Consider the following 23,842-nt stretch of genomic DNA (forward strand, 5'->3'; position numbering starts at 1 on the left):
ATTCGCGCATGCAGCGATTCGCGGCCTCTCGACAGGCGACAGCGTGATCCCGTTAACCGAAGCGCGTTCGTGCCGGAACGTTGCAGCAAGCTGGCGTGGCGACCTGAACCGGTCATTGCGTACTGCCCCTGTCCGCGGGTCTCTTCGTCTAGGCCCTCCTGCAAGGGCGGCGCGCATCTGGTCTCCACGGCGGCAGCAACATTTGCCAACGACGCGCTTCGAAAGAGAATAATCTGCGTTCCGGGCGGTTCCGCCGCCGCTGTACCTTTCGCGAATTCGCTCATCGAGGCGCGACGGCGGCGATCCCGCGGTCCGGAGACGTGCCTTGTCGGCGTTACTCCTGGGGAATTCTCATGAAGACTTCTATTCTCGGATTATTTACTGCCGGCCTGCTTGCCTGCGCCGTACCGGTTGGGGCGGCACACGCCGCCGGGGTCGCCGGTGCTCCAGCGCCCTTCGACAAGGGCGGCGTGAAGGTGGCGCTCGTCACCTTCATCTCGGCCGGCGATTTCTTCCAGGCCTATCAGGCCGGTGCGGCGAAACAGGCGAAAGCGCTCGACATCGACCTGCAGATCTTTTCCGGCCGGCAGGATGCGGCCGCGCAACGCGACCAGATAGAGCAGGCGATCAATCTCGGCGTCCAGGCCATCATCATCGACCACGGCCAGCCCGAAGCGCTGAAGGACGTTGCACAGAAGGCGCTCGATGCCGGCATCAAGGTCGTCGCCTTCGACGTCAATCTCGACAATCCGAAGATCCCGCAGGTCGAACAATCCGACCACGAGCTCGCCAAGGCAGCGCTCGGCCAGGCGCTCAAGGACAATGGCGCATCGTTCCAGGCGGGCTATGTCTATGTAGCGGGTTTCGCGCCGCTCGATCGTCGCAACGAAATCTGGGACGAGGTCAAGAAGGCCAATCCAGGCATTGTCGAGAAGGCGCGCTGGGGCACGGTCAACGACACGACCGCGGTGTCGACCGCCGATCAGACCAAGGCGGCGTTCCAGGCCAATCCCGATATCAGCGTTGTCTTCGCCCCCTATGACGAGTTCGCGCGCGGGGTGAAGCTCGCCACCGACGAACTCGGCATTTCGAGCAAGGTGAAGATCTATTCGGCCGACGTGTCCACCGCCGATATCACCGAGATCACCGCGGAACGAAGCCCGTGGATGGCCACGGCAGCCACCAATCCGGCCGTCGTCGGCGCGGTTTCGGTGCGGGCTGCGGCCAAGCTGATCGCCGGCGAGGATCCGGGCCACAACATCGTCGTCAAGCCGGTGCTGCTGACCCAGGAAGAACTGCGCAAGAACGGCATCAAGACGGTCGAGGACCTCGACGCCAAGCTTCCGGCCTTTGGCCAGAGCGACGCGGCCGCCGCCAGCTGGATCCCATCCAACTGATCTCTTCTCCCTCGCCTCGGGGGAGAAAAGAAATTGCCTGAAAGCTTGGCTCCCCTTTATTCGCCTGAGCGGTTCACTGTTTCACGGAACCAGTGAACCGCTCTATCTCTTTGTTTTGACGCAATTCCGGACGGAAAACCGTTTCACACTTTTCCTGGAATTGCCCTAACCTAACCGCCGCTGATTGCCGTCAGGATAAAAACCTCGGTGCCGGGCGCGAGCCTGGTTTCAAGGGTCGCTCTCTCGCCATCGACGAAGACGTTCATATGGCGGCGGATCGCTGGGCGGGAATCGCAGATTCGGTCGCGCATGCCGGGCCAGCGCGCGTCCAGCCCGTCGATCATTTCCTTCGTGGTCGAGGCCGGCAGTTCGACCCGGCGCGGCGCGCCAGGAAACAGGTCGATGAGCACGCCCGGGAGCCGCGCGACGACAAGGGGCACACTGTCGGCGGTGGCGTTCGACATTTGCGTTACTAGCCCACCACCATCGCCTCGACGGACAGGATCGCGGGCAGATGCTGAGCGATCTCCGACCAGTTTTCGCCTTCGTTGGCACTGGCGAAAAGCGAGCCGCCGCTGGTGCCGAAATAGACGCCGGCCGGCTCGAGGCTGTCGGTCGCCATAGCTTGCCGCAACACGCCTGCGTAGCAGTTCTCCTGCGGCAGGCCCTTGCGCTCGTCCATCCAGGTGGCGCCCGCATCCTCAGTCTTCCAGACCGCCGCCTTCGCGTCCGGCACATAGCGGCCGGCACTGTCGCCATTGAGCGGCAGAAGGAAGAGCGTGTCGGCGTCGCGCGGATGCGTGGCCGCAGGAAATCCGAAGGTCGAGGGAAGGCCCTTCTCGATGCTCTGCCAGTTCTTGCCGCCGTCGTCGGAGCGGTACATGCCGCAATGGTTCTGCTGGTAGAGCCGATCGGGCTTGCCGGGCGCCATCACCAGGCAGTGCACGCACTGGCCGAACTCTGGATAGTTTTGTCCTTCGGGGAGGAAGTCGGCGCGGGTGCCGCGGTTGCGCGGCTCCCACGTCTGGCCGCCGTCCCAGGTGTAGAACACGCCCGCGGACGAGATGCCCACCCAGATCTGCTCCTTGTCCCTGGGGTGCGTGACGATGGAATGAAGGATGAGGCCGGCGCCTCCCGGGGTCCAGTCCTTGCGGCTTGGGTGACGCTGCAGGCCCTCGATGTGGCTCCAGGTGGCGCCGTCGTCGTCGGAGCGAAACAGGCCGGCCGGCTGCACGCCGGCATAGAGGCTGCCGTTGCGCCTGGCGAGGCTCCATACCGCTTTGATCGGTTCCTCGCCAGCCTCGTAGGCCAAGCCCTCGCTGGAATGCGTCCAGGTCTCGCCAAGGTCGTCCGACTTCCAGACCGCCGGACCGAACCACTCGTTGCCGCCGGCGCCGTAGATCGCGCCGGTCTCGGGGTCGCCGACGACATGGTTCATAGGCCAGTGCTCGCAAAACGGACCGCGCAGCTTCCACGACCCGCGCTTGCCATTGCTCTCGGCGATGAAGGCGCCTTTTTTCGTGCCGATGAGGACCAGGACTTTTTCCGGCATTTTCTCCTCCCGTTGCATACCTACCATCAAGGACGGCGGAGCGCGGGCCTAGCCGACAGGGTCAGAGACTTTTTTGCAGTCTAACCCCGTCGAGGCCAAAGTGAGAAGATATGCCGCCGCAATTGCGGACGGAAAACCGCAACACACTTTTCCTGGAATGGCTCTCAACGCTTCTTTCCGAGGCCGAAGGTCGCCGCCAGCGCGCCGACCAGCACGACACCCTTGACGAAGTCCTGCGTGTAATAGGGGGCATTCAGCATGGTGAGGCCGTTGAGCAGCACGCCGACGAAGATGGCGCCGACGACGGTGCCGATCACATGCGGGCGGCGCTTGTCGAGCACGGCATAGCCGATCAACGAGGCGGCGACGGCGTCGAGCAGCAGCGAGTTGCCGGCCGAGACGTCGCCGCGGCCGACGCGCGAGGCGACGATGAGCCCGCCGAGCGATGCCCGCGCGCCCGAAATGACATAGGCCGAGAGGCGGTAGGCCTTGGTCGGCGCGCCGGAAAGATGCGCGGCCGTCTCGTTGCCGCCGATGGCGTAAAAGACGCGGCCCCAGCGCGTGCGCTCCATCAAGAACCAGGCAAGGAACGCGACGACCGCCATCACCACGACCGACATCGGAACCAGGTCGAAGAGCCGCGAGCGCCCGAGGATCAGGAAAGCCGGATCGTAGGCGCCGGGCACCGTCGAGCCGTCGGGAAGCACCATGCCGGCGGTGATCGAGCGGCCGCCAGTCGGGATCAGCTGCAGGCCAGCGAGCAGGAACATGGTCGCGAGCGTGGCGAGAAGATCCGGGACGCCGACGCGCACAATCAGCAGTCCGTTGGCCAGGCCGATCAAGGCGCCCATCAGCAGCACCAGCGCGATCGTCCCGGCGGCGTCCATCTGCCAGACGACCATGGCATAGCTCGCCGCCATCACCGAGGAGGCGGCGACGCTACCGACCGAAAGATCGAATCCATCCGCCGCCATGGTGATCGACACGCCAACGCCGAGGATGGCGACCACCGAAACCGCCTGCAGGATCGAGAACAGATTGGCCGAGCGGATGAAGGCCGGCTGCACATGCCAGAAGCCGATGACCATCAGGGCAAGCAGGACGAAGAGCGCGAATCGGCGGATCTCGCGCAGAAGCGAAGGACGTGGCGCGGCATGCGTTGTGGTCAGTTCGGTCATCTCGGGTCTCCGGCGGTCTCCTCTCCCTCGACCTTGTCGATCCGGTCGGTGAGCGAGCCATGGCCGTCTTCGGCCATATGAAGGGAATGGTTGCGCATGACGAGGATGCGGTCGGCAACCTCCAGCGCTTCCTCGGTATCGCTGGTCGCGATCAGGGTCGCCGAGCCGCTCTGGCTGCCGCGGATGGCGGCGATCAGGTCGGCGCGCGCGCCGACATCGACGCCTTGGAACGGTTCGTCGAGCAAGAGCAGCCGGCAAGGTGCCGCCTGCCAGCGGGCGAGCACGACCTTCTGCTGGTTGCCGCCGGAAAGTTCGTCCAACGTGTCGTCCGGTCCGCGCGCCTTGATGCCAAGCCGCACTATCGCCTCGGCGGAAACCTTTCGCTCGCGCTGGGTCCTGAGCAGGCCGCCTGGAAACCAGCGGCTGAGATGCGGCAGGGCGATGGTGCCGGCGATGGTGGCGCCGGGAACTTCCGGAGGCAGCAGCGATGATTGCCAGCGATCCTCGGCGGCCATGAAGACGCCCTTCTGGATCGACTGTCCTGGCCCGTTCGAAAGCCAGGGTTTTCCGTCGATCTCGAAATTGCCTTCGGCAAGGATTTCGAGGCCAAACAGCACGCGCAGCAGCCGGCTCTTGCCGGAACCAAGCGTGCCGATGATGGCGACGACCTCGCCCGAGCGGAGATCGAGGTCGAAGGGCTCGGCGCCAGCGACCAGCCTGGCACCCTTGACCGACAGGATCACCGGCGCGGTCGACGCCTTGTCGCGACGGGTGGCAGCTTCCAGCGGCCGGCCGATCATTGCGGCCACCGCCGCCGGGAAATCGATCGGCCTGGCAAAGGCGCCGACAATGCGGCCGCCGCGCATTACGACGGCGCGGTCGGCGATCGCGGCGAGATCGCCGAGCCGGTGCGAAATGTAGAGCACCGCCATGCCGCTTGCGCGCAACCGCCGGATGACGGCGAACAGCCGCTCGGCTTCGGTGGTCGAAAGGCTCGATGTCGGCTCATCGAGGATCAGGACGGAGGCGCTCGCGGCGACGGCACGGGCGATTGCAATCAATTGCCGCTCCGCCGGGCGAAGGTCGATGAAGTCGCGGTCGAGCGCCAGGTCGAGATCGATCAGTGCCGCGATCTCCTTCGCGCGCTTGCGGATCGACCTGTTCGAGACGAGAAAACGCCCGCCCGGGCTGCAAAGCTCGTCGAGCACAAGATTCTCGGCGACCGTCAGCCCGGGAGCACCCGCCTGGTCGGTTGCCTGATGCACCGTCGCGATGCCGGCGGCCTTGGCGGCGCTGGGCGAGGCGAAGGCAACGGCCCTGCCGTCCAGCATGATCGTGCCCGCATCGGGCGTGTACGAACCCGACAGGATCTTCACCAAGGTCGATTTGCCGGCGCCGTTGGCGCCCATCAGCGCCACGACCTCGCCGGGGGCGACGTCAAGGTCGGCGCCAGCGAGCGCGCGTGTCGGCCCGAAGGACTTTTCGATGCCGGTAACGGAGACGGCTATGGCTGAGGCGGCTTGTGGCAAGGTGCGTGAGCTTCGGGCTGATGGCGGTGCGCTGGGGGCGGAGGGTGATAGTCGCCTTTGTCACCTGTCATATTCCATGGTCGCCAGCCCGGCATTGCAGTCCGGCGAATAGACGATGCCATTGGCATCGACGAACACGTTGGTCGACTGGATTGCTTGCCGGCCGGTTGGGGCGCTTGTCAGCGTCTCGGAGACCAAGCTGCGACGCCGGCGGCGAGAGTCAACGAGAGGATATGCTTGATCATGTGGAGACCCCTTTGAAATCGGCCGCATTCTAGGGAGGAGTCTTGCTGCTTCCGAGAACGCGCGTTGCGAGTTTCGCGAACGCCAGAGCATTTCCACTTTGTCTCCTTTCGGGTTCTTAGCAAATGACGGCGAGGCTGCGGCCGCACGCTTTGGGAAACAGAATTGTTTCAACCCGGGCGCCCTTGCTCTAAAGCTCGCCGATCGAATCCCAGGATGCTTTGTCAATGAGCGAGCCGGTTAGCCCTTCGGAAATCGAACAGCAGGACGATGCGCCGGAACCGCGCCGCGAACCGGTGTTCAACCTGCCGTCGGTGGTGCTGGCGGTGATCGGCATCTGCATTGCCGTTCATCTGGTGCGCGTCTACCTACTGACCGACGACCAGGATTTCGCCCTGCTGGTGCGGGCGGCGTTCATCCCGATCCGCTATTCCGGCCGTTATGACCTCGAGGTTTATGCCTTCACCAGCCCCTTCACCTATGCGTTCCTGCATGGCGGCTGGGCGCATCTCCTGATCAACATGGTGTGGCTGGCGGCGTTCGGCTCGCCGCTGGCGAACCGTTTCGGCGCGCTTCGCTTCGCGCTGTTCTTTGCGGTGACGGGGCTTGCGGCGGTGGCATTGTTCTATGTCCTGCACCCGCTCGGCGAGGCGCCGCTGGTCGGCGCTTCGGGCGCGATTTCCGGCATGATGGGGGCGGCGGCGCGCTTCGCCTTCCGCATCGACCGTTCGTCGGGCAGAGGCGCCTTTGCCGGCGCGCCCTTGCCGATGACGGAGGTGTTCCGCTCGCGCGGCGTCGTCACTTTCCTTGGTGTCTGGATGGTGATCAACCTCGTCACCGGCCTGATAGGCTTTGCTCCAGGCGTCGACGGACAGATCGCCTGGGAGGCGCATATTGGCGGCTTTGTCGCCGGCTTCTTCGGCGTGCGCGCTTTCGACCGCCGCCAGCCGCTGGAGTGAGCCGCGCCGCACTTGAAATGCAAACAATCACGGCGCACCATGTTCACCGGAACGTGAATGCCGGTCAGGGCAGGAACCGGCAAGCAACAAGCTGAGGAGGACGCCATGACTGTTAAGGCAATTCTCGAGAAGAAGGGCCATGACGTGTTGACGCTCGGGCCGAACGAAAAGCTGAGCGAGGCCATCCGCATCCTGACCGAACACAGGATCGGCGCGCTGGTCATCACCAATGGCGACCACAAGATCGTCGGCATCCTCTCCGAGCGCGACATCGTGCGCGTGCTGGCCAAGGAAGGTGCCGCGGCGCTCGACATCGCGGTACGTTCGGCGATGACGCCGAAGGTGAAGATCTGCAACGAGAACCACACCGTCAACGAGGTGATGGAGATCATGACCAAGGGTCGCTTCCGCCATCTGCCGGTGGAAAAGGATGGCCTGCTCTACGGCATCGTGTCGATCGGCGACGTCGTCAAGCGTCGCATCGAGGATGTCGAGCGCGAGGCCGAGGAGATCAGGGCCTATATCGCCACCGCCTAGCAAACGTGGCGAGAACCGCCGGCCGCTGCCGGCCGGATAGGCGAAAGCGGCCGAAAAGGCCAGCGCGCGGCTTTGCGCTTGTCTCGCCGGGCGGTTTGCACTAGCGAAGGCCAACACCCAAATTCGCGAAAATCGCAATTCTCGCGAGCCACAAGCGCAGGCCACCATGAGCATCATCGATACCCGCACCCCCGACGCAAAACGACTGATCCCCGGCGCCACCGGCGACTGGGAAGTCATCATCGGTCTCGAAGTGCATGCCCAGGTGACCTCGGAGGCGAAGCTGTTTTCCGGGGCGTCGACCTCGTTCGGCGCGGCACCCAACGCCAATGTCAGCCTGGTCGACGCGGCGATGCCCGGCATGCTGCCCGTCATCAACGAGGAATGCGTCAAGCAGGCGATCCGCACCGGCCTTGGCCTGAAGGCCGAGATCAACCACAAGTCGGTTTTCGACCGGAAGAACTATTTCTATCCGGACCTGCCGCAGGGCTACCAGATTTCGCAGTTCAAGCAGCCGATCGTCGGCGAGGGCAAGGTCATCGTCTCGGTCGGCCCGGACCGCCAGGGCGAGTTCGAGGACATCGAGGTCGGCATCGAGCGGCTGCATCTGGAACAGGACGCCGGCAAGTCGATGCACGACCAGCATCCGACCATGTCCTATGTCGACCTCAACCGTTCCGGCGTGGCGCTGATGGAGATCGTCTCCAAGCCGGATATGCGCTCGGCCGACGAGGCCAAGGCCTATGTGACCAAGCTGCGCACCATCGTGCGCTATCTCGGCACCTGCGACGGCAACATGGACGAAGGCTCGCTGCGCGCCGACGTCAACGTCTCGGTGCGCAGGCCGGGCGGCGCATTCGGCACGCGCTGCGAGATCAAGAACGTCAACTCGATCCGCTTCATCGGCCAGGCCATCGAATACGAGGCGCGCCGGCAGATCGCCGTCATCGAGGATGGCGGCACGATCGACCAGGAGACGCGGCTGTTCGACCCCAACAAGGGCGAGACGCGCTCGATGCGCTCCAAGGAAGAGGCACATGACTACCGCTATTTCCCCGACCCGGACCTTCTGCCGCTGGAGTTCGACCAGGCCTATGTCGACGCGCTGGCCAAGGATCTGCCGGAACTGCCCGACGACAAGAAGGCGCGGTTGATCGCGGCGCTCGGCCTGTCGACCTATGACGCCTCGATCCTGGTGTCCGAAAAGCCGATCGCCGACTATTTCGAGAAGGTGGCCTCCGGCCGCGACGGCAAGCTCGCCGCCAACTGGGTGATCAACGATCTGCTTGGCGCTCTCAACAAGGCCGACAAGGACATTGAAAATGCTCCAGTTTCGCCCGAGCAGCTCGGCGCCGTCATCGATCTGATCAAGGAAGGCACGATCTCCGGCAAGATCGCCAAGGACCTGTTCGAAATCGTCTGGAACGAGGGCGGCGATCCGCGCCAGCTCGTCGAAAGCCGCGGCATGAAGCAGGTCACCGACACCGGCGCCATCGAGAAGGCGGTGGATGAGGTGATCGCCGCCAATCCGGACAAGGCCGACCAGGCCCGCGCCAAGCCGACCATGGCCGGCTGGTTTGTCGGCCAGGTGATGAAGGCGACCGGCGGCAAGGCCAATCCGCAGGCGGTCAACGACCTCGTCAAGGCCAAGCTCGGAATCGAATAAAGCGATGTTCGTCCGTACCGCCAGCGAGCGCGATCTTGTTGCGATCCGCGCGCTGCTGGTCGAGACGTGGCACGCGACGTATGACGCCATTTACGGCGCCGAGCCGGTCGGGGCGCTCACCGACGAATGGCATTCGATCGCCTCGCTCAAGGCCCGGCTGACGCGGCCGAACTCCGAATTCCTGGTCGCCGACGACGGCAGGCGACTCGGCGGCATGGCATTCGCCGCCGCCACTACCGACCCGAAGATCGTCCTGTTGAACCAGCTTTATGTGCACCCGTCCTGCCAGCGGCAAGGGATCGGCAAGGCGCTGCTCGATGAGGTCGAGGCCAGCTTTCCGGAAGCGAACAGGCTGCGCCTCGAGGTGGAGGAAGCCAACGCGGGGGCGATCGCCTTCTACCGGTCACAGGGATTTGTGGCCGCCGGCGAAACCAAGGATTGCGGCGGCGGTTCCGGGCTGCCGGCGCTGGTTTTCGAGAAGCCCCTCGGATAGTCAGCGCGGGAGACAGCGGCGCGGGCGAAAGGTCTGACCGCGCGCAGTCAGGGCGGCGACATGACGGCAGGAATCTCCACATTGTCGATCAGCCTGGTCGTGCCGAGCCAGACGGCCGCGAGCACGCGGCCGTCGCGGTCGCGCCGCCAGGGGGCGAGCGTCAGGCTTTCACGCGCCGCGACATAGTCCACCTTCCGGAAGCCTGCCTCGACAAGCGCTTGCCGAGCCGCGTGGGCCGCATCGGCTTCGTCGGCACCCGCGGCGAGCGCGGCCGCAGTCCGGCGCAAAACGACATTCAGCTTGCGAGCGACCGCAAGTTCCTTCTCGCCGAGATAGGCGTTGCGCGAGGACATGGCGAGGCCATCCGCATCGCGCACAGTCGGTGCGCCGACGATGGCGACGGGCAGGTCGAGGTCGCGGCAAAGCTGCCTGACGACGCAAAGCTGCTGATAGTCCTTCTCGCCGAAGATCGCATAGTCGGGAGCCGCTTGCAGGAAGAGCTTGGCCACGACGGTGGCGACACCGTCGAAGAAGCTAGGCCTGAAATCCGATTCCAGGCCGGAGGAGGGGCCGCCGACCGAAATCCTGGTGGCGAAGCCGGCCGGGTACATCTCCGCGACGCCTGGCGTGAAGACGAGATGCGCGCCGGCTTCGGCCAGCCGTTCGAGGTCGCGGGCAAGCTGGCGCGGATATTTGTCGAGATCCTCGGTCGGGGCGAACTGCGCCGGATTGACGAAGATCGAGACGACGCAGCGCTCGGCCTTTTCGAGCGCCATCCTGACCAGCGAGATATGGCCGTCATGCAGCGCGCCCATGGTCGGCACCATGGCGATGCCGAGGCCCTCGCGCCGCCAGTCGCGGATTTGCGCGCGAAGGGCGGGAACCGTTTCGGCGACGATCGGTCGACTCATACCTTGTCCTTATCGGGTGTGGCGGCAAAGACGTGGTCCGGGCCGGGAAACGCGCGGTCGCGCACCTCCGCCGCGTAGCGGGCGGCAGCGTCCGAGACGACATCGCGCAGGCTGGCATATTCCTTGACGAATTTCGGTACGCGGTCGACGGTCAGGCCGACCATGTCGTCGATGACCAGGATTTGGCCGTCGCAATCGCGGCTGGCGCCAATGCCGATGGTGGGGATGGCGATGGCGCGGGTAAGATCAGCCGCGACGCTCTCGACGGTGCCCTCGATGACCACGGAAAAGGCGCCGGCCTTTTCCACCGCTTCGGCGTCGCGGAACAGGGCGGCCACATTGTCTTCGGTCCGGCCCTTGATCTTGTAGCCGCCGTCCTTTTCCACCGATTGCGGCTGCAGGCCGATATGGCCCATGACCGGGATGCCGCCGGCCACGATCGCGGCGATCTGCCCGACCATGTCGACGCCGCCCTCGAGCTTGACCGCCTGGCAGCCCGTCTCCTCGACAATGCGCCGCGCCGAGGCGACGGCCTCAGCCACCGACGTCTCATAGCTGCCGGCAGGCATGTCGACGACCACGCAAGCCCTGTCGGAGCCGCGCATCACCGCCTGACCGTGCGCGATCATCATCTCCAGGGATGCGCCAAGCGTGGTCTTGTGGCCGTGCAGCACCATGGCGACACTGTCGCCGACCAGAAGCAGGTCGACGTGGGGATCGAGCAATCGGGCGACAGGATAGGTATAGGCGGTCAGGCAGACGATCGGCACGCCGCCCTTGCGGCGGCGAATGGCGTCGGCGCTGATCCGGCCACTGGCGGACAGGTCTTGAATCTTCACCTCCCTTGGCCGGGCACCAGGCCAGGCGCCCGTTGCCGGGCGAGCAGAGCTTTAGAAAGACAGGAACTGCTTGGCAAGCAGGGCTGCCGCTATCCGCGCGGCTGTATCGATTTAGCGCACGAACCATTTACATTGCGCCCCACGGCAAAACCCTTGCCTTCGCGATTGCGTGACGCCATAAGCAGGAGAAAGGCGCAGCCGCTGCCGCCGCGAGGACTTGGATGAAAGCTTTCCTTACGCAGTTTTTCACCTGGTGGAACAGCCAGACGCTGGGAACGCGGTTCCACACATGGCGCCACGGCAGGAAGGTCGGCCAGGACGAAGCCGGCAACGTCTATTACGAGGGCGGCATCGATTCAGAAGGCCGCACCCGTCGCTGGGTCATCTACCGGGACTATTCGGAAGCCTCGAAGATCCCGCCGGGCTGGCACGGCTGGATTCATCATCGCGTCGATGTGGCGCCGCCGAGCGACGACTATCGTCCGCGCGAATGGCAGAAGCCGCATTTGCCGAATCTCACCGGCAGCCCTGCGGCCTACCGTCCGCAGGGCTCGGTGCTGACCAACCAGCACCGCCCGCAAGTGACCGGCGACTACGACGCCTGGACGCCCGGCTCGTAATCGGCGGCCGAGGTGCTGATCGGTCCTTTGTCGCCACAATTGACGTTTAGCTGCTTGCTGATCTGAAAACGGCGACTAGCCTTGGGCGAGCAAGAATCACTCCGGGCGCAACCACCGGTATCCCGCATGAGCATCTTCAGCCGAATCTCGTTGGGCGCCGCGGCCGCGGCAACAGCCGCTGTCGCCGCCTGCACGGTGACGGTTGCCGCTGCGCAGACGCCGGCGGCGCCGGTGGCTGCCGAGCGCATCACCAATCCGGTCGCCGAGTTCGCCGGCATCGACAAAATCACCGGCCGGATCATCACCTTCGATGTCTATATCGACGAGACGGTGCAGTTCGGCGCTTTGCAGGTGACGCCGCGCATCTGCTATTCGCGGCCGGAGACGGAGGAGCCGAAGACCGATTCCTTCGTCGAGGTCGATGAGATCACGCTCGACCGCAAGATCCGCCGCATCTTCACCGGCTGGATGTTCGCCGAGAGCCCCGGCCTCAACGCCGTCGAGCACGCCGTCTATGACGTCTGGCTGAAGGGTTGCAAGCAGAAGTCGGACGTGCCGCCGCCCGAGGCCGCCAAGACCGGTGCGTCACAGGTCGATACGTCCAAGCCGAAGGCCGCCGCCGCTCCGGCTGCGACCGAGCCGGATAGCGGCGAGGCCAACTGATCCAACAGCAGAATCGGGGAACCGCTTCGTTCGCCACACGTTGGCAAAAGAGCGATTGCGCACTGTTGCGCATGGAGGATCTTGCGATGTCAGCAACCAAGCACATGACGGTCAGCAAGAAGGAATTGCTTGACCTCGAAAGGGGATTCTGGACCGGCGATGCGGCCTACTATGCGGCCAACGCCGATGCCGAATGCCTCGTGGCCTTTCCGGAGATGGCGCATGCGATCAGCAATGCCGATCTGGCTAAAACCGCCAGCAAGCCACGTCGCTGGCGCGATCTCGACATCGACCTAAAGGGCATGGTCGAACCCGGCAGCGACATTGTCATGCTGACCTACGAGGCGCACGCGACGCGCGAGAATGGCGAAATCTACAACGCGCTGGTCAGCACCGGCTACGTGCATCGAACCAATGGCTGGAAGATGATGTTCCATGCGCAAACGCCGATAGAGGCTTCAGCAAAAGGCTGATCGCTACGGCCTCATGGCGAGAAGATGGCTTCGCTCTTCAAGGCCTCGGCCAGCATCTTCTCATACTGGCCGCGCGGCACGTCGACGGCGCCGAAGCGCTTGAGGTGCTCGGTGGTGAACTGGGTGTCGAGCAGCGCGAAACCGCGCGCCTTCAAGCGCTCGACCAGGTGATAAAGACAGGTCTTGGAGGCGTCCGTTTCCCTGGCGAACATACTTTCGCCGAAGAAGACGCGCCCCAGCGAGACGCCGTAAAGGCCCCCGACCAGCCGATCCTCGCGCCAGGCCTCGACCGAATGGCAATGGCCGAGGCGATAGAGTTCGACGTAAGCCTCGCGGATCGGCGCGTTGATCCAGGTCGAGCGGCGCTCCTCGCGTCTCTCGGCGCAGCCGTCGATTGTCGCCTCGAAATCGAAATCATAGCGGATGTCGAAGGGGTGTCTGCGGATCGTCTTCTTCAGGCTGCGCGGTGTATGAAACCTGTCCAGCGGGATGATGCCACGCGTCTCCGGCCGCACCCAGAACACTTCCGGATCGCTGGCGCTTTCGGCCATCGGGAAGACGCCCGAGGCATAGGCCTTCAGCAAGAGGTCGGTCGGGATGCGATAGCCGGGCGCATAGGGACGGGTCATCGCGGCATTATAACTGCAAGTTCAGCGGCTATTCCTCTTTAGCCAGATATTTTTCCAGCCAGTGGATGTCGTAGTCGCCATTGGCGATGTCGGGGTTGCCGACCAGGTCGCGGAACAGCGGCAGCGTCGTCTTGATGCCGTCGACGACGAATTCGTCCAGCGCTCGGCGCAGCCGCATCATACACTCGACGCGGTTGCGGCCGTGCACGATCAGCTTGCCGATCAGGCTGTCGTAATAGGGCGGGATCTTGTAGCCGGAATAGACGCCGGAATCGACGCGGATGCCCAGCCCGCCCGGCGTGTGGAAATGGGTGATCGTGCCCGGCGAGGGGGTGAAGGTGCGCGGGTCCTCGGCATTGATGCGGCATTCGATGGCGTGGCCGTTGAACTTGATGTCCTCCTGCCTGACCGAGAGGCCGCCGCCGGAGGCGACACGGATCTGCTCATGCACCAGGTCGATGCCGGTGATCGCTTCCGTCACCGGATGCTCGACCTGCAGGCGGGTGTTCATCTCGATGAAATAGAACTCGCCGTCCTCGTAGAGGAATTCGATGGTGCCGGCGCCGGAATAGCCGAGATCGGCGACGGCCTTGGCGCAGATGCCGCCGATGCGCGCGCGTTCCTCGGCATTGAGCGCGGGCGAATTCGCCTCTTCCCAGACCTTCTGGTGACGGCGCTGCAGCGAGCAGTCGCGCTCGCCGAAATGGACGCCGCGGCCGGCGCCGTCGCCGAACACCTGCAGTTCGATATGGCGCGGCTTCTCCAGGTATTTCTCGATATAGACGGCATCGTCGCCGAAGGCGGCGCCGGCTTCCGAGCGCGCCGTCTGCAGGGCGATCTCGAGGTCGGCCTCGCTGCGCGCCACCTTCATGCCGCGCCCGCCACCACCGGCCGAAGCCTTGATGATCACGGGGTAGCCGATCTCGGCGGCGACGCGCTTGGCTTCCTTCTCTTCGCTGATCGCGCCGTCGGAGCCCGGCACGACCGGGATGCCCAGGCGTTTTGCGGTGCGCTTGGCCTCGATCTTGTCGCCCATGACGCGGATATGGTCGCCGGACGGGCCGATGAAGGTGATGTTGTGAGCGGCCAGGATGTCGGCGAACTTGGCGTTCTCCGACAGGAAACCATAGCCCGGATGCACCGCGTCCGCGCCGGTGATCTCGCAGGCGGCGACGATCTGGTGGATGTTGAGATAGCTGTCGCGCGACGGCGGCGGGCCGATGCAGACGCTCTCGTCGGCAAGCCTGACATGCATGGCGTCGGCGTCGGCCGTCGAATGCACCACCACGGTCTGGATGCCGAGTTCCTTGCAGGCGCGGAGCACCCTGAGGGCGATTTCGCCGCGATTGGCGATGAGGATTTTCTGAAACATTCCCGGCTCTACTCGATGACGACGAGAGGCATGCCGTATTCGACCGGCTGGGCGTCCTCGAAGAGGATCGCCGTCACCGTGCCGGCGCGCGGCGAGGGGATCTGGTTCATAGTCTTCATCGCTTCGATGATCAGCAGCGTCTGGCCTTCCTTGACTTTCTGGCCAATCTCTATGAACGGCTTGGCGTCGGGCGACGGCGCCAAGTAGGCGGTGCCGACCATAGGCGAGGGCACGGCGTTCTTGGACTGGTCGGCCGTTGCAGGCGCTGAGGCCGCAGCCGCGGGCTGAGCTGGCGCCGCCGGCGCATAAGCGGGCGCGGGAGCGGCCACCGCGTGCACGGTCTGCGACTGACGCGACACGCGCACCTTCAGGTCACCGAGCTCGACCTCGATCTCGGTAAGATTGGTGTCGTTCAGTATGCCCGCCAGATCGCGGATCAGCTGCTGGTCAACACCGGTCTTCTTTATAGACATTTTCGAGCCTTCTGTTTGTTGGCCGGTCAAAGGCGTGCCGCCAGCGCCTGCAGCGCGAGCGTGTAGCCGAGCGGCCCGAACCCGCAGATCATGCCGACGGCGACCGGCGCGACCATGGAGACGTGGCGGAACGGTTCCCGCGCATGGATGTTGGAGAGATGGACTTCGGCGACGGGCAGCGGCGCGACAGCGCGGATGGCGTCGTGAATGGCAATCGAGGTGTGGCTGTAGGCGCCCGGATTGATGACGATTCCGACGGCTTTGTCGCCGGCTTCCTGGATCCAGTCGACGAGGTCGCCCTCATGGTTCGACTGGCGGAAGTCGATCTCCAGCCCAAGCTCGGCGCCCGCCTTCTTGCAGTCCTCGGCGATCGCGGCAAGCGTCATGCCGCCATAGATGCCCGGCTCGCGCTTGCCGAGCGCGTTGAGATTGGGACCGTTCAGGACGAAAACCGTTTTCAAGAATGCTGACCTTTCCCGGCGCCGGCCGCAAGCCGGCGCCCTGGGCTTCTATAATGGGCATAGACGCCCGCGAAAAGAGCGCAAGTGCGTTCTTTCGCTGTCCACAGCGGGCGGAAAGTCGCCCGCCGCAAGGGCTTGGGGCCGATCAGAGCGCGGCCTTCGCCGCCTCGATCTTTTCGGCAAGGACATCCTTCCCGAGCGCGCCGAACACCACCTCGTTGCCGACCACATAGGAGGGCGTGCCGGTGATCGACAGCTTGGTGGCAAGATCATAGGTCCGGGACAGCGCTTCGTTGATGCTGGGGTCCTTCATCTTCTCGCGCAGCTTCGCCTCGTCGGCGCCGAGCGAGACCGCGATCTTGATGGCGATCGACTCGGTGGCGCGGCCCTGGCCGCCAAGCAAGGCGGTGTGGAACTCGCCGTATTTCTCCGGCATCATCAAATGGAAGGCCATGGAGACGACGCTGGCCTTTTGCGAATCCGGGCTGAGGATCGGGAATTCCTTGAGGACGAAGCGCAGGTCGGAGTCGGCCTTGGTCAGCGCCTGCATGTCCTCGATGGCGCGTTTGCAGAAGCCGCAATTGTAATCGTAGAATTCGACGATGGTGACCTTGCCGTTCGGATTGCCGACGATGCCGTCAAAGGCGGAGTTGAAGATCTCGTCCTTGGCGTTCTTGATGACGCCGAGGGCGGCAATGCGCTGCTCTTCCTTCTGCTTGGCCTCCAGCGCCTCCTGCACCTCGAGCAGCACTTCCGGGTTCTTGAGGAGGTAGTCGCGGATGATGCCCTCGACCTCGGCCCGGTCGATCTTGCTGTCCGAGGGCGCGGCGGCCTGGACGACCTGCGTCGTGTCGGCCTTGGCCGCCTGAGGGCTGCCGGCGACGAAGCCGACCGCCAGCATGGCAAGGGCGGCCACCACACCCGTCGTGCCAAGCAAGATTGCCTTGTTCATGATCCTCGATCCCTTTTGCCTGTTCCAGTCCGCTTCCGTTGCCCGGAGCGGCCGGAAGGTTCACTTGGTTTTGCCCGAAGGCCCGTAGTTTATGATATCCTGGGCGCGAAGCCAGCCAGGCTCGCCGCGCTTCATCTTCTGTTGCGCGCGCATGGCGAAAATCTTCGCGTTCCGGTAGTCGCCGGAATAGAAATGGCCTTCGGCCGTGGCAAGGTCCGCCGCCGGTATGTTGCCGAGTTCGCCATAGGCCTGCGCCAGATAGCGGTAGCCGACGGCGTTCTCCTTGTCGCGCCCAAGACCGTTGTTGATCTGCACCACGGCCTTTTTCAGGGCATCCGGCGTGCCGATCGCCATCAGAGCCTGGCCGAGCGAGACCGGCAGCAGCCCGGACCTCGCGGGATCGAGGCTGACCGCCTTGGCATATGCGTCAGCGGCATCCTTGGGCTTGTTCGCCTTCATCAGGATGTCGCCGCGCAGTTCCTGGAAATAGGGGTTCTTCGGCTGTTCCTTGATCAGTGCGGACGTCTTGACGAGCGCGGCATTGAGGTTGCCGTAAAGATAGGCGAGCTGCGCCTCGCCGTAGCGCGAGGCGAGGCTGCCCGGATTCTTGCGCATCAGGCGCGAGGCGGCCGCCTGTCCCTGCATGTAGGCGGCGATCTTGATGCGCATCATGTCATGCCGCTGCTGCAGAGCCGGCGGGTCGAGCTTGTCGACGTAGGGGCTTTGCTTGACCAGCGCCTCGAGGTTGGCGATGCGCTCCTGCGGCATCGGGTGGCTTATCCGGTAAGGGTCGACCTGCGTGCCGGACAGCGACAGCGCGTTCTGGAAGCGGGAAAAGGTCTTCAGCATGCCCATGCCGGACTGGCCGGTGGCGTTGAGGTAGCTGATCGCCGAGCGATCGGCAGTCGTCTCCTCGGTGCGCTGATAGGCCAGGATGCTGCGCTGCGCCATCTCGCCGCCGCCCGCCGCGACGCCCATGCCGGCGCCGGCCAGCCCACGGCTGTTGGTGGTGGCGCCGGCCACCATGGCGCCAGCGCCGAGCAGCGTGGCAATGATGGCCATCGTCTTGGCGCGCTCGAGCTGGTCGCGCAGCTTCTGCTGGTGGCCGCCGGCGATATGGCCGGCCTCGTGAGCCATGACGCCGATGATCTCGTTGGGCGTTTCCGCCGTCATCAGCGCGCCGGTGTTGATGAACATGCGGCGTCCGGTAACGAAGGCATTGAAGCTCGGATCGTTGACCAGCACGATATCGATGCCGTCATTGGCCAGCCCAGCCGCCTTGAAGATCGGCCGCGCGTAGTCGCGTACCAGTGCCTCGATCTCGGCGTCGCGCACGATGGGGACGTTTTGCGCAAATGCGCTGACCGAGCCGGAGACCGCGACGGCGGCCGCAAGCAAAAGCGTGGCGAAGCCGCGCGCGGTCCTTGCAACGGTCGATCTGGCAGTGGTCGATCTGGGTCGGCTCAACATGACAGGTCCACTGGTAGACGAGCGGGCGGAGGATGAAAAGTCGGCACCGAAAACTTCCTGCGCTTGTGATCCCCACATCAATCGGGCATTTGTGCGGCGCGGCCAGGGCGGATCCTGGCGTGTTGGATTTGAAAATGATTGTTTCGCTTTCGCGCCGCGGCGAGGTCGAGCCGTTCCACGCCATGGATATTCTGGCCGAGGCCAACCGGTTGAAGGCGACCGGGGCGCCGGTGGTTTCGATGGCGGTCGGGCAGCCGTCCGACCCGGCGCCGGCCGGCGTGCGGCAGGCCGCTGCGAATGCCCTGAAGGTCGGGCGCATCGGCTACACCGACGCGCTGGGTCTGGCCGATCTGCGCCAGGCTATCGCAAGGCACTATGGCGACCATTACGGGATACATGTCCCGGCGGCGCGAATCGCCGTCACCACCGGATCGTCCGCCGCCTTCAACCTGGCTTTCCTCGCGATGTTCGATCCAGGCGACCGTGTCGCGATCGCCGCGCCAGGCTATCCAGCCTATCGCAACATCATGGCCGCACTCGGTATCGAGATCGTCGAGATCGAACTCGGCGGCGATGCATATCTTCATGCCGAGCATCTGAGGACCGCGCACCGCGAAGGGCCGCTGAAGGGGGTGCTGTTCGCCAGTCCGGCCAATCCGACCGGTGCGGTGATTCCGGCCGACGAGCTCGCCGCGCTGGTTTCGACGGCCGAAGAACTCGGCATCGCCGTTATTTCCGACGAGATCTACCACCGGCTCGCCTATGCCGCGCCGGACACGACGGCGCTCGCCTACGGCTCGGCCGTAACGGTGATCAATTCGTTCTCGAAATACTATTGCATGACCGGCTGGCGCATTGGTTGGATGGTGCTGCCGGAACCACTGGTGCGTCCGGTCGAGCGCATCGCCCAGAGCCTCTATATATCGCCGCCGGAACTGTCGCAGATCGCCGCGATCGAAGCGTTCAAGGCGACAGAGGAGCTGGAGGCGGTGAAGGCGCGCTACGCTTGGAACCGCGAGCTGCTGATGAAGCGGCTGCCGGAGCTCGGCTTCGCGCTCGCGGCACCCATGGACGGCGCCTTCTACGCCTTCTGCGATGTCACAAGGCACACCAATGACAGCATGGCCTTCGCGCGTCGCATGCTTGCCGAGGCGCACGTGGCGGCAACGCCCGGCCGCGACTTCGATCCGCTTCAAGGTCATCGCACCATGCGCTTTTCCTATGCCGGCAGCCACGACGACATGGTCGAGGCGATGGCGCGCATCGAGCGCTGGCTGAAATAGCGGGGAGACCATGCCGGAACTCGAACAGGCGCTTGCCGAAGTCGCCGCCGAAATGGCCGAGCGCACGGATCGCGGCGACGTCGCCACCTATATCCCGCAGCTCGGCAAGGTCGACCCGAAGAAGTTCGGCATCGCGGCGGTCACCAATGACGGCCGCGTGCTGCTTGCCGGCGACGCCGAGGAAGCCTTCTCCATCCAGAGCATTTCCAAGGTGTTCACGCTGACGCTGGCGCTCGGCAATGTCGGCGATGCGCTGTGGCAGCGCGTCGGACGCGAGACGTCGGGCAATCCGTTCAACTCGATCGTCCAGCTCGAGCATGAGAACGGCATTCCGCGCCACCCGTTCATCAATGCCGGCGCCATCGTCGTTTCGGACATATTGCTCGCCGGCCACCAGCCGCGCGAAGCGATCGGCGAGATCCTGCGCTTCATCCAGTTCCTGGCCGACGATGACACCATCATCATCGACCGCGAGGTGGCGGCCTCCGAACGTGCCACCGGCTACCGCAATTTCGCTTTAGCTAACTACATGAAATCCTTTGGCAATCTCCACCATGCGCCGGAACTGGCGCTGGGTGTCTATTTCCACCATTGCGCCGTTGCCATGAGCTGCCGGCAATTGGCAATGGCCGGCCGCTTCCTTGCCAATGGCGGCAAGAACCCGGCGACCGGGCATTCGGTGGTGTCGGCCGAGCGGGCGCGCCGCATCGGTGCGATGATGCTGACCTGCGGCCACTATGACGGATCCGGCGATTTCGCCTTCCGCGTCGGCATCCCCGGCAAAAGCGGCGTCGGCGGTGGCATATTGGGGATCGTGCCGGGGACGGCTTCGCTCGCGGTCTGGTCGCCTGGCCTCAATGCCAACGGCAATTCCAAGCTGGGCTCGATCGCGCTGGAGAGGCTGGCGAAGATGATGAACTGGTCGATCTTCGCGCCTTAGGGCTGCCGACATTCAGGTTGTGCCGGCCTGACTTCAAGGCTTGGACCACGGCGGCATAACCACAAAAAAATCCCGCGCCGTTTTTGACGACGCGGGATTTCTTTTGGTCAAGAAACTACTCCAAACCTTTGAAAGGCTTAAAAGAAGCCTTTCCGCTGCCACCAGCCGGCGCGCTTCGGCTTGTCCTCGGTTTTTGTCTCATCGGCAACGCTCGACGAGACCACTGGCACGGCCGGAGCATTTGTCGACGCGGGCTTGCGCCTGGTCGGGCGGGCTGGCTCGTCCTCGGAGGGAGCAGCAGGCGCCGCCTCGACCGGAGCCGGGGGGGTTCAATCGTTGCCTCGGGCACGGCCTCGGCTACCGTCTCCGCAACAACGGCCTCCGCGGCCTCCGCGGTCTTCTTCGACCTCGAGGCGCGCTTGGGCTTCTTCGGCTTTTCGGCACTCGGCGCGTCGTCATTGGCGGGAGCAGGAACGGCCGGCTCCTCGACGGGCGCGGCGGTCACGGTCTCGGCCACCACGGTTTCGTCTTCCGACGCGACGTTTTCGACGCCGTCGACCTCTTCGCCGGCGGCCGCATCGGCAGCGTCTTCACCCTCCTCGCGGCGATTGCGCTTGCCGCCGCGCTTGCCGCGCCGGCGCTTCTTGCCGTGGCTGTCTTCCGCTGCTTCGGCCGTTTCGCCAATGCCGACCGTAGCTTCATCGCCCGCTTCGGCTGCCTCGTTGCTCGCGGCGGCGGAAACGCTATCCGCCGGCGCCGGCGTTGAGACTACTCCAGCGCCATGCTCGCGCTCGCCGTGCTCGCGATCGCGATCCTTGCCGCCGCGCCGCCGGCGGCGCTTGCGGCGCTTGCGGTCACGGCCTTCGCCGTCCTCACCGGACCTCTGCTGCTGCGGCTGCTGCTGGGACTGGCGCGGCTGTTCCGCCTGGGCGGGCGCCTCCTCCTCGTCCTCGATGACGATCTCGTCCTCGGGCTCCTCCGGCTCGACATAGGCCGGCAGACTGCGCACTTCGACGAAGCCCTCGGGCTTTTCGGCGATCGCGCCACGGAAGATCGCATAGTGCTGCGCGCCGACCGTGTCGTCGGCCTCGATCGTGATGGTCAGGCCGAAGCGGCTTTCGAGTTCGACCAGCGTGCCGCGCTTGTGGTTGAGCACATAAAGCGCGGTCGCTGCCGGCGTGCGGACCGTGATGTGGCTGCGCGAATCCTTGAGCAGGAATTCCTCTATCGCCCTGACCACCATCAGCGCTACCGAGGAGTCGGAACGCACATGGCCGGTACCGCCGCAATGCGGGCAGGGCTTCATGGTAGATTCCAGCACGCTGGCGCGGATGCGCTGGCGCGACATCTCCATCAGGCCGAAATGCGAGATGCGGCCAACCTGGATGCGGGCGCGGTCGTTCTTGAGGTGATCCTTCAGCCGCTTCTCGACGGAGCGGTTGTTGCGGTTCTCCTCCATGTCGATGAAGTCGATGACGATCAGGCCGGCAAGGTCGCGCAGCCTGAGTTGCCTGGCGACTTCCTCGGCGGCTTCCAGATTGGTGTGGAGCGCCGTGTCCTCGATCGAGTGCTCCTTTGTGGAGCGACCCGAATTGACGTCGATAGAGACCAGCGCCTCGGTCTGGTTGATGATGATGTAGCCGCCGCTCTTCAGCGTCACCTGCGGCTGCAGCATGCGGTCGAGCTGCGCCTCGATGCCGTTGCGCACGAAGATCGGGGTGGTGTCGCGATAGGGCTGAACCACCTTGGCGTGGCTCGGCATCAGCATGCGCATGAAGTCCTTGGCCTCGCGATAGCCGTCCTCGCCGGAGACCAGGATCTCGTCGATATCCTTGTTATAGAGGTCGCGCACCGAGCGCTTGATCAGGCTGCCTTCCTCGTAGACCAGGGCAGGGGCCGTGGACTGCAGAGTGAGGTTGCGGACATTCTCCCAAAGCCGCATCAGATATTCATAATCGCGCTTGATCTCGGCCTTGGTGCGGCTCTCGCCGGCCGTGCGCAGGATGACGCCCATGCCCTGCGGCACTTCGAGGTCGGCGACGACTTCCTTCAGCCGCTTGCGGTCCTGGGCGTTGGTGATCTTGCGCGAAATGCCGCCGCCGCGCGCGGTGTTCGGCATCAGCACCGAATAGCGGCCGGCGAGCGACAGATAGGTGGTGAGTGCGGCGCCCTTGTTGCCGCGCTCTTCCTTGACCACCTGGACCAGCAGGATCTGACGGCGCTTGATGACTTCCTGGATCTTGTACTGGCGGCGCACCGGCTTGCGGCGGTTGCGCACCTCTTCAAGCGCATCCTCGGCGCCGACCGATTCGATTTCGTGGTCGTCCGGATGCGAGGACTGCACCTCTTCCAGCATGCCGCGATCGTCGCTGGAGGGGGCTTCGCCGTTCTGTTCGGCTTGCGGGGCCGGTTCGGAAATCACGTCGGCTTCGACGCTAGCGGCGATCGAGGTAGGGCCACCCTCGGATGTTTCGCCACCGTCGTCCGCGGTGGCATTGTCGCCATGCTCCGCGCCGCCGTGATCCTTGCCGCCATCCTGCGAGCCGGCGTCGGCATCATTGGACTGAATCTCGATGGTCTCGGCGATCGTCTCGACGACCTCTTCGCCGCTTTCACCGGCAGCCTCGCCGCTTGCGACCTCTGCGGCGCTGTCGCCGGGCTCCTCGGAACCGGCGGCGCTGGCCTCGCGCTTGTGTTCGCCACGGTCGCGGTTCTTGCCGCCGCGCCGGCGACCGCGCCGGCCGCGATCGCGGGCCTGGTGCTCCTCGCCGTCGCCGTCCTCATCGTCTTCGTCCTCGGCCTCCTGCGCTTCCGCGCGCAACAGTGCCTGACGGTCGGCGACCGGGATCTGATAGTAGTCGGGGTGGATTTCACTGAAGGCGAGGAAACCGTGACGGTTGCCGCCATACTCGACAAAAGCTGCCTGAAGGGACGGTTCGACGCGCGTTACGCGGGCGAGGTAGATGTTTCCTTTGAGCTGCTTCTTGTCCTGGGATTCAAAGTCGAATTCTTCAATACGGTTACCGCGAATGACGACAACGCGTGTTTCCTCCTGGTGGGAGGCGTCTATCAGCATCTTGTTGGGCATTATTTCGTTTCCTCCCGGCAGCCGCCAGCCGCAGCTTGCGGGGCAAAGCCCGCTGCTTCGGTCCTGGAACATGGATGCCGGACAATTGAACGTCCGCCGGCCGCCGCTTGAGCG

23 protein-coding genes and 1 pseudogene are annotated in these 23,842 nt (G+C 64.7%); 10 read left to right on the forward strand and 14 right to left on the reverse strand.

The features are described from left to right. Window positions 1-353: 353 nt before the first annotated feature. Entirely contained in the window at window positions 354-1,397 is a 1,044-nt protein-coding gene (locus tag EJ073_RS02870; protein ID WP_126054356.1) for a substrate-binding domain-containing protein, read from the forward strand. Between the two features lie 170 nt (window positions 1,398-1,567). Here the strand turns inward: EJ073_RS02870 and EJ073_RS02880 are convergent, their stop codons facing one another. The 5 genes from EJ073_RS02880 to EJ073_RS31380 form a co-directional block, all read right to left on the reverse strand. Then, window positions 1,568-1,861 carry a MoaD/ThiS family protein gene (locus EJ073_RS02880; RefSeq protein WP_126054358.1) on the reverse strand — a complete coding sequence of 98 codons (294 nt, stop codon included), beginning with the start codon at window positions 1,859-1,861 and terminating at the stop codon, window positions 1,568-1,570. Window positions 1,862-1,869: 8 nt separating this feature from the next. Continuing rightward, on the reverse strand, window positions 1,870-2,949 hold the full coding sequence (locus tag EJ073_RS02885) for an exo-alpha-sialidase (protein ID WP_126054359.1): 1,080 nt from the start codon (window positions 2,947-2,949) through the stop codon (window positions 1,870-1,872). A 164-nt stretch (window positions 2,950-3,113) separates the two neighbouring features. Next, the gene (locus EJ073_RS02890) at window positions 3,114-4,127 is read right to left on the reverse strand and encodes an ABC transporter permease (RefSeq protein ID WP_126054360.1); all 1,014 of its coding nucleotides are present in this window, start codon (window positions 4,125-4,127) and stop codon (window positions 3,114-3,116) included. Continuing rightward, on the reverse strand, window positions 4,124-5,656 hold the full coding sequence (locus EJ073_RS02895; protein WP_126054361.1) for a sugar ABC transporter ATP-binding protein: 1,533 nt from the start codon (window positions 5,654-5,656) through the stop codon (window positions 4,124-4,126). The genes EJ073_RS02890 and EJ073_RS02895 overlap by 4 nt, the downstream gene beginning before the upstream one ends. A 60-nt stretch (window positions 5,657-5,716) precedes the next feature. After that, window positions 5,717-5,854 carry a hypothetical protein gene (locus EJ073_RS31380; protein ID WP_189347889.1) on the reverse strand — a complete coding sequence of 46 codons (138 nt, stop codon included), beginning with the start codon at window positions 5,852-5,854 and terminating at the stop codon, window positions 5,717-5,719. A 272-nt stretch (window positions 5,855-6,126) separates the two neighbouring features. Between EJ073_RS31380 and EJ073_RS02900 the strand changes: the two genes are divergently transcribed. The 4 genes from EJ073_RS02900 to EJ073_RS02915 all read left to right on the forward strand — a co-directional run bounded on the left by EJ073_RS02900 (window position 6,127) and on the right by EJ073_RS02915 (window position 9,554). Then, entirely contained in the window at window positions 6,127-6,858 is a 732-nt protein-coding gene (locus EJ073_RS02900) for a rhomboid family intramembrane serine protease (RefSeq protein WP_126054362.1), read from the forward strand. Between the two features lie 105 nt (window positions 6,859-6,963). Further along, window positions 6,964-7,395, forward strand: coding sequence for a CBS domain-containing protein (locus EJ073_RS02905; protein WP_126054363.1), 432 nt, complete (start codon window positions 6,964-6,966; stop codon window positions 7,393-7,395). A gap of 166 nt (window positions 7,396-7,561) precedes the next feature. After that, on the forward strand, window positions 7,562-9,061 hold the full coding sequence (gene gatB / locus EJ073_RS02910) for an Asp-tRNA(Asn)/Glu-tRNA(Gln) amidotransferase subunit GatB (RefSeq protein ID WP_126054364.1): 1,500 nt from the start codon (window positions 7,562-7,564) through the stop codon (window positions 9,059-9,061). Between the two features lie 4 nt (window positions 9,062-9,065). Beyond that, complete coding sequence (locus EJ073_RS02915; RefSeq protein ID WP_126054365.1) at window positions 9,066-9,554, forward strand: GNAT family N-acetyltransferase; 489 nt, start codon at window positions 9,066-9,068, stop codon at window positions 9,552-9,554. A 47-nt stretch (window positions 9,555-9,601) separates the two neighbouring features. Here EJ073_RS02915 and panC read toward each other — a convergent pair whose 3' ends face one another. Together panC and panB are read right to left on the reverse strand one after the other, a co-directional pair. Further along, a complete protein-coding gene (panC, locus tag EJ073_RS02920; RefSeq protein WP_126054366.1) occupies window positions 9,602-10,465 on the reverse strand; it encodes a pantoate--beta-alanine ligase in 864 nt (287 codons plus the stop codon). Continuing rightward, window positions 10,462-11,304, reverse strand: coding sequence for a 3-methyl-2-oxobutanoate hydroxymethyltransferase (gene panB / locus EJ073_RS02925; protein ID WP_126054367.1), 843 nt, complete (start codon window positions 11,302-11,304; stop codon window positions 10,462-10,464). Before panB ends, panC begins: the two co-directional genes overlap by 4 nt. A 221-nt stretch (window positions 11,305-11,525) precedes the next feature. Between panB and EJ073_RS02930 the strand changes: the two genes are divergently transcribed. The 3 genes from EJ073_RS02930 to EJ073_RS02940 all read left to right on the forward strand — a co-directional run bounded on the left by EJ073_RS02930 (window position 11,526) and on the right by EJ073_RS02940 (window position 13,060). Continuing rightward, on the forward strand, window positions 11,526-11,924 hold the full coding sequence (locus tag EJ073_RS02930; protein WP_126054368.1) for an NADH:ubiquinone oxidoreductase subunit NDUFA12: 399 nt from the start codon (window positions 11,526-11,528) through the stop codon (window positions 11,922-11,924). 126 nt (window positions 11,925-12,050) lie between these two features. Continuing rightward, on the forward strand, window positions 12,051-12,587 hold the full coding sequence (locus EJ073_RS02935; RefSeq protein WP_126054369.1) for a DUF2155 domain-containing protein: 537 nt from the start codon (window positions 12,051-12,053) through the stop codon (window positions 12,585-12,587). Window positions 12,588-12,673: 86 nt separating this feature from the next. Then, window positions 12,674-13,060 (forward strand): hypothetical protein, encoded by a 387-nt coding sequence (locus EJ073_RS02940; RefSeq protein WP_126054370.1) that lies wholly within the window; start codon window positions 12,674-12,676, stop codon window positions 13,058-13,060. Window positions 13,061-13,071: 11 nt separating this feature from the next. Here the strand turns inward: EJ073_RS02940 and aat are convergent, their stop codons facing one another. The 6 genes from aat to EJ073_RS02970 all read right to left on the reverse strand — a co-directional run bounded on the left by aat (window position 13,072) and on the right by EJ073_RS02970 (window position 18,417). Continuing rightward, window positions 13,072-13,689 carry a leucyl/phenylalanyl-tRNA--protein transferase gene (gene aat / locus EJ073_RS02945; RefSeq protein WP_126054371.1) on the reverse strand — a complete coding sequence of 206 codons (618 nt, stop codon included), beginning with the start codon at window positions 13,687-13,689 and terminating at the stop codon, window positions 13,072-13,074. A gap of 28 nt (window positions 13,690-13,717) precedes the next feature. Then, complete coding sequence (gene accC / locus EJ073_RS02950; protein ID WP_126054372.1) at window positions 13,718-15,061, reverse strand: acetyl-CoA carboxylase biotin carboxylase subunit; 1,344 nt, start codon at window positions 15,059-15,061, stop codon at window positions 13,718-13,720. Window positions 15,062-15,069: 8 nt separating this feature from the next. After that, the gene (gene accB / locus EJ073_RS02955) at window positions 15,070-15,534 is read right to left on the reverse strand and encodes an acetyl-CoA carboxylase biotin carboxyl carrier protein (protein ID WP_126054373.1); all 465 of its coding nucleotides are present in this window, start codon (window positions 15,532-15,534) and stop codon (window positions 15,070-15,072) included. A 26-nt stretch (window positions 15,535-15,560) separates the two neighbouring features. Continuing rightward, window positions 15,561-15,995, reverse strand: a complete 435-nt coding sequence (gene aroQ / locus EJ073_RS02960; RefSeq protein ID WP_126054374.1) for a type II 3-dehydroquinate dehydratase — start codon at window positions 15,993-15,995, stop codon at window positions 15,561-15,563. 145 nt (window positions 15,996-16,140) lie between these two features. Then, window positions 16,141-16,947, reverse strand: coding sequence for a DsbA family protein (locus EJ073_RS02965; RefSeq protein ID WP_126054375.1), 807 nt, complete (start codon window positions 16,945-16,947; stop codon window positions 16,141-16,143). Between the two features lie 60 nt (window positions 16,948-17,007). Further along, window positions 17,008-18,417 (reverse strand): M48 family metalloprotease, encoded by a 1,410-nt coding sequence (locus EJ073_RS02970; RefSeq protein ID WP_126054376.1) that lies wholly within the window; start codon window positions 18,415-18,417, stop codon window positions 17,008-17,010. 134 nt (window positions 18,418-18,551) lie between these two features. Here EJ073_RS02970 and EJ073_RS02975 point away from each other — a divergent pair, with 134 nt between their 5' ends. Both EJ073_RS02975 and EJ073_RS02980 read left to right on the forward strand, forming a co-directional pair. Then, on the forward strand, window positions 18,552-19,700 hold the full coding sequence (locus EJ073_RS02975) for an aminotransferase class I/II-fold pyridoxal phosphate-dependent enzyme (RefSeq protein WP_126054377.1): 1,149 nt from the start codon (window positions 18,552-18,554) through the stop codon (window positions 19,698-19,700). A gap of 10 nt (window positions 19,701-19,710) precedes the next feature. Continuing rightward, window positions 19,711-20,640: a glutaminase gene (locus tag EJ073_RS02980; protein WP_126054378.1), complete on the forward strand. Its 930-nt coding sequence runs from the start codon at window positions 19,711-19,713 to the stop codon at window positions 20,638-20,640. Window positions 20,641-20,777: 137 nt separating this feature from the next. Here the strand turns inward: EJ073_RS02980 and EJ073_RS02985 are convergent. Continuing rightward, a pseudogene (locus EJ073_RS02985) lies at window positions 20,778-23,728 on the reverse strand (Rne/Rng family ribonuclease). Window positions 23,729-23,842 lie beyond the last annotated feature (114 nt).

The organism is Mesorhizobium sp. M4B.F.Ca.ET.058.02.1.1, assembly GCF_003952505.1.
Taxonomy (GTDB): domain Bacteria; phylum Pseudomonadota; class Alphaproteobacteria; order Rhizobiales; family Rhizobiaceae; genus Mesorhizobium.

Excerpts from the sequence above, each read along its gene's own strand:
- EJ073_RS02870 (WP_126054356.1), top strand. The coding sequence starts at position 354 with ATGAAGACTTCTATTCTCGGATTATTTACTGCCGGCCTGCTTGCCTGC.
- EJ073_RS02970 (WP_126054376.1), bottom strand. The coding sequence starts at position 18,417 with ATGTTGAGCCGACCCAGATCGACCACTGCCAGATCGACCGTTGCAAGG.
- EJ073_RS02900 (WP_126054362.1), top strand. The coding sequence starts at position 6,127 with ATGAGCGAGCCGGTTAGCCCTTCGGAAATCGAACAGCAGGACGATGCG.
- EJ073_RS02915 (WP_126054365.1), top strand. The coding sequence starts at position 9,066 with ATGTTCGTCCGTACCGCCAGCGAGCGCGATCTTGTTGCGATCCGCGCG.
- gatB (WP_126054364.1), top strand. The coding sequence starts at position 7,562 with ATGAGCATCATCGATACCCGCACCCCCGACGCAAAACGACTGATCCCC.
- EJ073_RS02965 (WP_126054375.1), bottom strand. The coding sequence starts at position 16,947 with ATGAACAAGGCAATCTTGCTTGGCACGACGGGTGTGGTGGCCGCCCTT.
- EJ073_RS02975 (WP_126054377.1), top strand. The coding sequence starts at position 18,552 with ATGATTGTTTCGCTTTCGCGCCGCGGCGAGGTCGAGCCGTTCCACGCC.
- accB (WP_126054373.1), bottom strand. The coding sequence starts at position 15,534 with ATGTCTATAAAGAAGACCGGTGTTGACCAGCAGCTGATCCGCGATCTG.
- EJ073_RS02890 (WP_126054360.1), bottom strand. The coding sequence starts at position 4,127 with ATGACCGAACTGACCACAACGCATGCCGCGCCACGTCCTTCGCTTCTG.
- accC (WP_126054372.1), bottom strand. The coding sequence starts at position 15,061 with ATGTTTCAGAAAATCCTCATCGCCAATCGCGGCGAAATCGCCCTCAGG.
- EJ073_RS02930 (WP_126054368.1), top strand. The coding sequence starts at position 11,526 with ATGAAAGCTTTCCTTACGCAGTTTTTCACCTGGTGGAACAGCCAGACG.
- EJ073_RS02885 (WP_126054359.1), bottom strand. The coding sequence starts at position 2,949 with ATGCCGGAAAAAGTCCTGGTCCTCATCGGCACGAAAAAAGGCGCCTTC.
- EJ073_RS02905 (WP_126054363.1), top strand. The coding sequence starts at position 6,964 with ATGACTGTTAAGGCAATTCTCGAGAAGAAGGGCCATGACGTGTTGACG.
- aat (WP_126054371.1), bottom strand. The coding sequence starts at position 13,689 with ATGACCCGTCCCTATGCGCCCGGCTATCGCATCCCGACCGACCTCTTG.
- EJ073_RS02940 (WP_126054370.1), top strand. The coding sequence starts at position 12,674 with ATGTCAGCAACCAAGCACATGACGGTCAGCAAGAAGGAATTGCTTGAC.
- EJ073_RS02980 (WP_126054378.1), top strand. The coding sequence starts at position 19,711 with ATGCCGGAACTCGAACAGGCGCTTGCCGAAGTCGCCGCCGAAATGGCC.
- panC (WP_126054366.1), bottom strand. The coding sequence starts at position 10,465 with ATGAGTCGACCGATCGTCGCCGAAACGGTTCCCGCCCTTCGCGCGCAA.
- EJ073_RS02935 (WP_126054369.1), top strand. The coding sequence starts at position 12,051 with ATGAGCATCTTCAGCCGAATCTCGTTGGGCGCCGCGGCCGCGGCAACA.
- EJ073_RS02880 (WP_126054358.1), bottom strand. The coding sequence starts at position 1,861 with ATGTCGAACGCCACCGCCGACAGTGTGCCCCTTGTCGTCGCGCGGCTC.